Origin of the sequence: Pseudomonas agronomica (genome assembly GCF_025917275.1) — a bacterium.
GTDB lineage: Bacteria > Pseudomonadota > Gammaproteobacteria > Pseudomonadales > Pseudomonadaceae > Aquipseudomonas > Aquipseudomonas agronomica.
Window position 1 is genome coordinate 1 of sequence record NZ_JAOSHO010000233.1, and the last position, 7,806, is coordinate 7,806.

General features: G+C 59.4%; 7 protein-coding genes. 3 read left to right on the forward strand and 4 right to left on the reverse strand.

Features of this window, described 5'->3' with window-relative positions:
• On the reverse strand, window positions 1-539 hold a 539-nt coding region (gene def / locus OC610_RS16630), incomplete at its 3' end, for a peptide deformylase (protein ID WP_264429127.1).
• On the reverse strand, window positions 536-1,486 hold the full coding sequence (locus tag OC610_RS16635; RefSeq protein WP_030139340.1) for a YihY/virulence factor BrkB family protein: 951 nt from the start codon (window positions 1,484-1,486) through the stop codon (window positions 536-538). The genes def and OC610_RS16635, both read right to left, overlap by 4 nt.
• Before the next feature lie 246 nt (window positions 1,487-1,732).
• On the opposite strand from OC610_RS16635, the gene OC610_RS16640 reads away from it, so the two are divergent.
• Window positions 1,733-2,110 carry a hypothetical protein gene (locus OC610_RS16640; RefSeq protein ID WP_039593796.1) on the forward strand — a complete coding sequence of 126 codons (378 nt, stop codon included), beginning with the start codon at window positions 1,733-1,735 and terminating at the stop codon, window positions 2,108-2,110.
• Between the two features lie 236 nt (window positions 2,111-2,346).
• Here the strand turns inward: OC610_RS16640 and fadD1 are convergent, their stop codons facing one another.
• Both fadD1 and fadD2 read right to left on the reverse strand, forming a co-directional pair.
• On the reverse strand, window positions 2,347-4,038 hold the full coding sequence (fadD1, locus tag OC610_RS16645; RefSeq protein WP_264429130.1) for a long-chain-fatty-acid--CoA ligase FadD1: 1,692 nt from the start codon (window positions 4,036-4,038) through the stop codon (window positions 2,347-2,349).
• Window positions 4,039-4,404: 366 nt separating this feature from the next.
• A complete protein-coding gene (fadD2, locus tag OC610_RS16650) occupies window positions 4,405-6,093 on the reverse strand; it encodes a long-chain-fatty-acid--CoA ligase FadD2 (protein WP_264429131.1) in 1,689 nt (562 codons plus the stop codon).
• 224 nt (window positions 6,094-6,317) lie between these two features.
• Between fadD2 and OC610_RS16655 the strand changes: the two genes are divergently transcribed.
• Window positions 6,318-7,262, forward strand: a complete 945-nt coding sequence (locus OC610_RS16655) for an alpha/beta hydrolase (protein ID WP_264429132.1) — start codon at window positions 6,318-6,320, stop codon at window positions 7,260-7,262.
• Window positions 7,263-7,303: 41 nt separating this feature from the next.
• A complete protein-coding gene (locus tag OC610_RS16660; protein ID WP_030139345.1) occupies window positions 7,304-7,774 on the forward strand; it encodes a MaoC family dehydratase in 471 nt (156 codons plus the stop codon).
• The last annotated feature ends 32 nt before the right edge of the window (window positions 7,775-7,806 follow it).

The following is a 7,806-nucleotide window of genomic DNA, read 5'->3' on the forward strand; positions in this document are numbered from 1 at the left end:
CAATCATCGGCTGCAGGATCGAGGTCCGGAAACATCACCTCGGTAAAGCCGAACTTGGTGAAATCGGTGATGCGCGACGGGTACAAGCGGCCGATCAGGTGATCGCATTCATGCTGGACTACCCGGGCGTGGAAGCCTGAAGCGATGCGCACGATCGGCTCGCCCTTCGGGTCGAAACCTTCGTAACGGATCTGCTGGTAGCGATTCACCGCGCCGCGCAAGCCTGGCACCGACAGGCAGCCTTCAAAGCCTTCTTCCATCAACGGGCTCAGCGGCGTGATCAGCGGGTTGATCAGGATCGTCTGCGGCACCGCCTCGGCATCCGGATAGCGCTCGCTGTGCTCGAAGCCGAAGATCACCAGTTGCAGGTCCACACCAATTTGCGGTGCCGCCAGCCCGACGCCACCAACACTTTCCATGGTCTGGAACATGTCGTCGATCAATTGCCACAACTCGGGACTGTCGAACATTTCCGGCGGCACCGGCGGAGCGATGCGCAGCAGGCGTTCGTCGCCCATCTTCAGGATTTCACGGATCATGGTCGGGCTTCGTCAGTGTGGTTGTGATGGATGGAATGATCGCGCCCCAGGCCCGACACATGCTGCTTCTCGTGCTCGCCCGGGGTCTTTTCGCCCGTGTCCTTGCCTTCGGCGGACATGTGCTCGATCACCGCATTCATCTCCGCGCCGAGCAGCAGTACCGCCGCCGAGATGTAGAAATACAGCAACAACACGATGATCGCGCCGATACTGCCATACATCGCGTTGTAGTCGGCAAACGTCTTCACGTAGAACGCAAAGCCCAGGGACGCGATGATCCACACCACCACCGCCAATACCGAGCCCGGCGTGATGAAGCGAAACTCCTGCTTGACGTCGGGCATCACGTAATAGATCAGCGCCACGGCCACCATCAGCAGAAACACGATGACCGGCCAACGCACCAGGGTCCAGACGGTGACAATGAATTCCTCCAGGCCGATCTGCGCGGCAATCCAGCCCATCACTTGCGGCCCCAGCACCATCAGCGCGGCGGCGGCCAACAGCATGCCGGCAATGCCAACGGTGTACAGGATAGACAGCGGGAAACGCTTCCAGGCCGGGCGGCCTTCGACCACGTCATAGGCGGCGTTCATGGCGCTCATCATCAGGCGCACGCCGGCGGACGCGGTCCACAACGCAACCACGATACCCACCGACAGCAAGCCCCCCTTGGATTGCTGCAGTTGGTCGATCACCGGGTTGACCTGCTCCAGCGCCTGGGGTGGCAGCACCAGCTCCGATTGCAGGCGCAGCCAGGAGAAAAAATCCGGCAGGTGCAGGAAGCCGATCAGCGCAATCAGGAAAAGAATGAAGGGAAACAATGAGAACAGCATCTGGTAAGCCAGCGCGGAGGCGTAGGTCGACATCTCGTCATCGAGAAACTCGGTCACCGTGCGCATCATCACACGGTGCAGGGGCAAGCCTTTCAAGGCAGGGAACATCATGAGCGTCTCCTTTCGCCGCTAAAAAGGGGGTCGCGTGGCGACTCAGGGGCCGTTTTCTACAACAAAGTAGCTTGTTTGGCGACTCTGGAGCAATTTCATCGTTTTACCAACTGACGCAGAATTGACCGGAGATTCATCGGGCAAGTTTCATCGTTCGCGCAAGCGGGGCTTTATGTTTGCCCGGCAACCGTCGAGAATGCCTCCCTATTCCGGCCTGGCCCGAAGCTCCAATCCCGTAGGAACGTTATGAAACTCGATAAAAAGCAGGCCATCGCCCGCAGGAACCAGCAACTGGGCGGCGCCGTCCTGGGTGTCAATAACTGCCATTTCAGCGAATTGAACCGCAACCGCAATATTTTCTGGTTCGATATTCCAGTGGCCCGCCTGGCCATCGGGCAGTACGAATGGATTCACTTGCTGCTGCACACCCCGGCCACTGACGAACTGCTGCACCTGAAAGTGCCTACCGTGTTCCTGCGGGAAAAAATGGAAGGCCTGGAAGTGCGCAACCAGGGCAAACGCAAGGCCGCCCTGAGCCTGGAACTGAGCGCCGACAAGGATTCCTACCTGCAGGACATGCGGCCGGGTGGCACCAACCTGGATTTTGCGCAGTTTCGGTTGTAACTGACTCCTTGGGCAAAGGAGCTTCTGTGGCGAGGGGATTTATCGAAACGTCGCACCGCCCCGCTGGGCTGCGAAGCAGCCCCAATATATCAATACCACTGCGGTGCGTCAGCCAGGGCGAAGGGGGTCGCTTCGCAACCCAGCGGGGATGAATCCCCTCGCCACAATTTTTTGCTTGTGCAGATAATCACCCACAAAAAGCCCCGCATCTGCGGGGCTTTTTGTGGCAGGTGGCTTTACTTCTTCAGCCCCAGCTTCCTCAGTTCTTCATCACGCAACTCACGCCGCAGGATCTTGCCCACATTGGTGGTCGGCAATGCATCTCGGAACTCCACGGCCTTGGGCACCTTGTAGCCGGTGACGTTGGCGCGCATGTGTTCCATCACCTGCTCCTTGGTCAGCGTGACACCTGGCCGCGCGACGATGAATATCTTGATCGCCTCGCCGGACTTCTCGTCCGGTACGCCGATGGCCGCGCATTGCAGCACGCCCGGCAAGGTGGCCAATACATCCTCCAGCTCGTTCGGGTACACGTTGAAGCCAGAGATCAGGATCATGTCTTTCTTGCGATCGACGATGCGCATGTAGCCGTCCGGCTGGATCACCGCTATGTCACCGGTCTTGAGCCAGCCTTCGCTGTCGAGGATCTCGTCGGTGGCGTCCTGGCGCTGCCAATAGCCCTTCATGACCTGAGGACCTTTCACGCACAACTCGCCGATTTCCCCCAAGGGTTGTTCTTCGCCCGCGTCGTTGATCACCTTGCACAACGTCGACGGCACCGGAATGCCAATGGTGCCGACCTGGATATTCTGGATCGGGTTGACGGTGGCCACCGGGCTTGTCTCGGTCATGCCGTAGCCTTCGCAGATCGGGCAGCCGGTGACCGCTTTCCAGCGCTCCGCCGCGGCCAGTTGCAGGGCCATGCCGCCCGACAGGGTGACTTTCAACGCCGAAAAATCCAGCTTGCGGAAGGCTTCGTTGTTGCACAGCGCCACGAACAAGGTGTTAAGACCGACGAAGCCGCTGAATTTCCACTTCGACAGCTCCTTGACCATCGCCGACAAGTCGCGCGGGTTGCTGATCAGGATGTTGTGGTTGCCGATCAGCATCATCGCCATGCAATGAAAGGTGAAGGCATAGATGTGGTAAAGCGGCAGCGGCGTGATCAGTACTTCGCAGCCTTCATTGAGGTTTGAGCCCATCAACGCCTTGCACTGCAGCATGTTCGCCACCAGGTTGCGGTGGGTCAGCATCGCGCCCTTGGCCACGCCGGTGGTACCGCCGGTGTATTGCAACACCGCCACGTCATCGCGGGCGGGGTTGGCTTCGTTCACGGGCTGGCCGTGGCCCTTGCGCAGCACATCGTTGAACTTGATGGCCTTGGGCAGGTGGAACGCCGGCACCATCTTCTTGACGTACTTGATCACGCTATTGATCAAGAGACGCTTGAGCGGCGGCAGCAGGTCGGCCACTTCCGTGACGATAACGTGCTTGACGCTGGTCTTGGGCACCACGTTTTCGGCCAGGTGCGCCATGTTTGCCAGGCACACCAACGCCTTGGCGCCGGAGTCGTTGAATTGATGTTCCATTTCCCGCGCGGTGTAGAGCGGGTTGGTATTGACCACGATCAGCCCCGCACGAATCGCTCCGAACACGGCGACGGGGTACTGGAGGACGTTGGGCAATTGCACGGCGATTCGATCGCCCGGCTGCAAATCGGTATGCTGTTGCAGGTACGCGGCAAAGGCGCCGGACAGCTCGTACAGCTCACCGTAGGTGATCGTCTTGCCGAGGTTGCTGAATGCCGGCTTGTCGGCGAAGCGCTGGCAGGATTGCTTCAACACCGCCTGAATATTCGGATACTCATCTGGATTGATGTCGGCAGCAATCCCAGCTGGGTACTTATCCTTCCAAAAGTCTTCGATCATGGAAGCCCCACTCCTCAGCAACGCGAATTCTCACCGCATTTGATGCGATTATTATTGGTGTTTGTTTATTGGGTGAATCTGGCTTGGATAAAGGCCGAGAAGTCACAAAAGCGCGCCGAGAGTAGCAGCTTTGCCAAGGGTCGCCTAGAGCCAAAAGCGGGCCCCACAGTCATAAACATGACTCAAGAACCTGCAATAGTCATTTTTAGAGTAAAAATTCTAAGCACTGTGTAGTTTCTTCAAACATAAACATTGTGGGAGCGAGCCTGCTCGCGAAAGCGGTATGTCAGTGGTAGAGAGGTGGCTGACACACCGCTTTCGCGAGCAGGCTCGCTCCCACAGGTTTTCCACTGGACCTTTCGGGCCTCAGGCGATATCGCGCAACTCCCGACGCAGGATCTTGCCCACCGGCGTCATCGGCAGCGACTCACGCAACACGATGTGCTTGGGCACCTTGTAGCCGGTGAAGTTTTCCTTGCAGTACGCCTTGAGTTCTTCGAGGCTGACCCCGGCCTCACGCGCGACCACGAACAGCTTCACCGCCTCCCCCGAGCGCTCGTCGGGCACCCCGATGACCGCGCAACTGGCGACTTTCGGATGAGCCATCACCACATCCTCGATTTCGTTCGGGTACACGTTGAAACCCGAGACGATGATCATGTCCTTCTTGCGATCGACGATCCGCACGAACCCGTCGGGGTCGATCACCGCAATATCGCCGGACTTGAACCAGCCCTCGCTGTCCAGCACTTCGTCGGTCGCTTCGGGCTTGTTCCAATAGCCTTTCATGATCTGCGGGCCCTTGATGCACAGCTCGCCGCGTTCACCGAGGGGCATTTCGACGCCGTCGTCGTTGATGACCTTCATCAGCGTACCCGGCACCGGCAGCCCTACCGTCCCCAGGCGCGACTTGCCGCCATAAGGATTGGCGCTGGCCACCGGCGAAGTTTCGGTCAGGCCGTAGCCCTCGGTAATGCCGCAACCGGTGAGCTGTTTCCAACGTTCGGCTGTGGCCTTGACCAACGCGGTGCCACCCGAGTTGGTAACCTTGAGGTTGGAGAAATCCAGCGTCTTGAAATCCGGGTGGTCCATCAGCGCCACAAACAGCGTGTTGAGCCCCAGCAGCAGCGAAAACCGCCAGTTCTTCAGCTCCTTGATGAAACCGCCGATGTCCCTCGGGTTGGTGATCAGCACGTTGTGATTGCCGGTGACCATCATGCACATGCAGTTCGCCGTGAAAGCATAGATGTGGTACAGCGGCAGCGGCGCGATCATGACTTCCTGGCCTTCGCGCAACAGTGGCTGGCCGTCGTCGCCGATCTGCCCCAGGCAGGCACGGGCCTGCTGCATGTTGGCCACGAGGTTGCCGTGGGTCAGCATCGCGCCTTTCGCCAAACCGGTGGTGCCACCGGTGTATTGCAGCACAGCGATGTCGTCGAGGCTGACGTTCAACGGCTTGATGCCCTGGCCGCGGCCCAGTCGCAACGCGGACTTGAAGGAGATGGCCTGGGGCAGCGAATAGGCCGGGACCATTTTCTTGACCTTGTTCACCACCGTATTCACCAACCAGCCCTTCGCAGTGGGCATCAGGTCGCCCATCTTCGCTTCGATCAGGTATTGCAGGTCGGTGTCCGGCAGCACTTCCTGGACCTTCTGCCCGAACAGGTTCATGTACACCAGCGCCCGGGCACCGGAGTCCTTGAATTGATGGCGCATTTCCCGCGGGGTGTACAGCGGGTTGGTATTGACCACGATGAGTCCGGCGCGCAGGGCACCGAAGACAGCGATCGGGTATTGCAGGACATTGGGCATCTGCACCGCGATGCGATCGCCCGGCGCCAGGTCGGTATGGGCTTGCAGGTAACCGGCGAAGGCCGCGCTGTAGCGCTCCAGCTCGGCGTAGGTAAGGGTTACCCCCATGTTGCTGAACGCCGGACGATCGGCAAATTTCTTGCAGGAACGCTCGAACACCTCGACAACCGACTTGTAGGCACCTTGCTCGATATCCGAGGGTACGCCGGCCGGGCGTTTGTCATTCCAGAAATCAGGCTGCATTGTTTTTGTCCTCTTTACCTGAACCTATCCGGGCCGCCTCTGTATCGCGCGTGGAGACGGAGCTCTTGGGACACTAGCAGCTATGGCCATTCAGGCAAACATGGCAACTTGCGTCATAGATTGTGTGAATCTTCCTGAATTGCCTTGGGCTGATCAGACGAGACGCAACGGATGCGCTATACAATGCAGCGACGCAGCGTCTGACTTTGTGCAAAGGAAACGCCATGATCCACCAAACGTTCTGGCTGACCGCGACTGACCACAGCCGCCTGTTCGTCAATCAGTGGCTACCTGAAACCGCCCCGCTGGCGGTGATCATGCTGGCCCACGGCATGGCCGAACACAGCGGCCGCTATGGGCGCCTGGCCCAGGCGTTGTGCGATGAAGGCTATGGTGTCTACGCACCCGATCTGCGCGGGCACGGCAAGACCGGCGAAGCAGCAGTCCTTGGCCACTTTGCGGACGCGGATGGCTGGGCCAAGGTGGTCGGCGACCTGGCGAGCCTGAACCACCACATCGGCCAGCAACATCCAGAAACACCAATCCTGCTGCTGGGCCACAGCATGGGCAGCTATATCGCCCAAGGTTACCTGTTGCACCACAGCGCCAGCCTGCATGGCGCCCTCATCAGCGGTTCGAATTTCCAACCCGTCGCGCTTTATCGCGCGGCGCGACTGATCGCCCGTTTCGAACGCAGGCGACAGGGCGCCACCGGGCGCAGCGCCCTGATCGAATGGCTGTCGTTTGGCAGTTTCAACAAGAAATTCAAACCAACGCGCACGCCCTTCGATTGGCTCAGCCGCGACCCGGCCGAAGTGGATAAGTACGTCCACGACCCGCTATGCGGCTTTCGTTGCACCAACCAGCTCTGGGTCGACCTGCTCGGCGGGTTGCAGCAGATCAGCAAAGCGTCCAATCTCGCGCAGATCGATCCGGGCCTGCCGCTGCTGGTGATTGGCGGCGAATGTGATCCGGTGAGCGAAGGCAAGCGTCTGAAGGATCTGGCCGATGCCTTGAGCGGCGCCGGCAATCAGCATCTGCAATTGAAGATCTACCCGCAGGCCCGGCACGAATTGTTCAATGAAACCAACCGCGATGAAGTGACTGCCGATGTGCTTGCCTGGATCGCCCAGGCCCTGAGTCGCAAGCGGCCGCCTCGCAGCGAATAGAACAACAGCGTTTTTCCTTTTTACCGTCACAGGAACCAGACATGACCCAGGTCACCAACATCCCTTACGAAGCCCTCGAAGTCGGCCAGACCGCCAGCTACAGCAAGACCGTCGAAGAGCGCGACATCCAGTTGTTCGCCGCCATGTCGGGCGATCACAACCCGGTGCACCTGGACGCCGAATTCGCCGCCGCCAGCATGTTCAAGGAACGCATCGCACACGGCATGTTCAGCGGTGCGCTGATCAGCGCGGCGGTGGCGTGTGAGTTGCCTGGGCCCGGCACCATCTACATCGGCCAGCAGATGAGTTTCCAGAAACCCGTGAAGATCGGCGACACCCTGACCGTCCGCCTGGAGATCCTGGAAAAGCTGCCGAAGTTCCGCGTGCGCATCGCCACCCGCGTGTTCAACCAGCGCGATGAACTGGTGGTGGACGGCGAAGCCGAGATCCTGGCTCCGCGCAAGCAGCAGACTGTGACGTTGCCGGAATTGCCGGCGATTACCGTCGGTTGATTTTAATCGGAGTGATGAAGCGACACTTTTCT

Excerpts from the sequence above, each read along its gene's own strand:
- fadD1 (WP_264429130.1), bottom strand. The coding sequence starts at position 4,038 with ATGATCGAAGACTTTTGGAAGGATAAGTACCCAGCTGGGATTGCTGCC.
- OC610_RS16635 (WP_030139340.1), bottom strand. The coding sequence starts at position 1,486 with ATGATGTTCCCTGCCTTGAAAGGCTTGCCCCTGCACCGTGTGATGATG.
- OC610_RS16660 (WP_030139345.1), top strand. The coding sequence starts at position 7,304 with ATGACCCAGGTCACCAACATCCCTTACGAAGCCCTCGAAGTCGGCCAG.
- OC610_RS16640 (WP_039593796.1), top strand. The coding sequence starts at position 1,733 with ATGAAACTCGATAAAAAGCAGGCCATCGCCCGCAGGAACCAGCAACTG.
- fadD2 (WP_264429131.1), bottom strand. The coding sequence starts at position 6,093 with ATGCAGCCTGATTTCTGGAATGACAAACGCCCGGCCGGCGTACCCTCG.
- OC610_RS16655 (WP_264429132.1), top strand. The coding sequence starts at position 6,318 with ATGATCCACCAAACGTTCTGGCTGACCGCGACTGACCACAGCCGCCTG.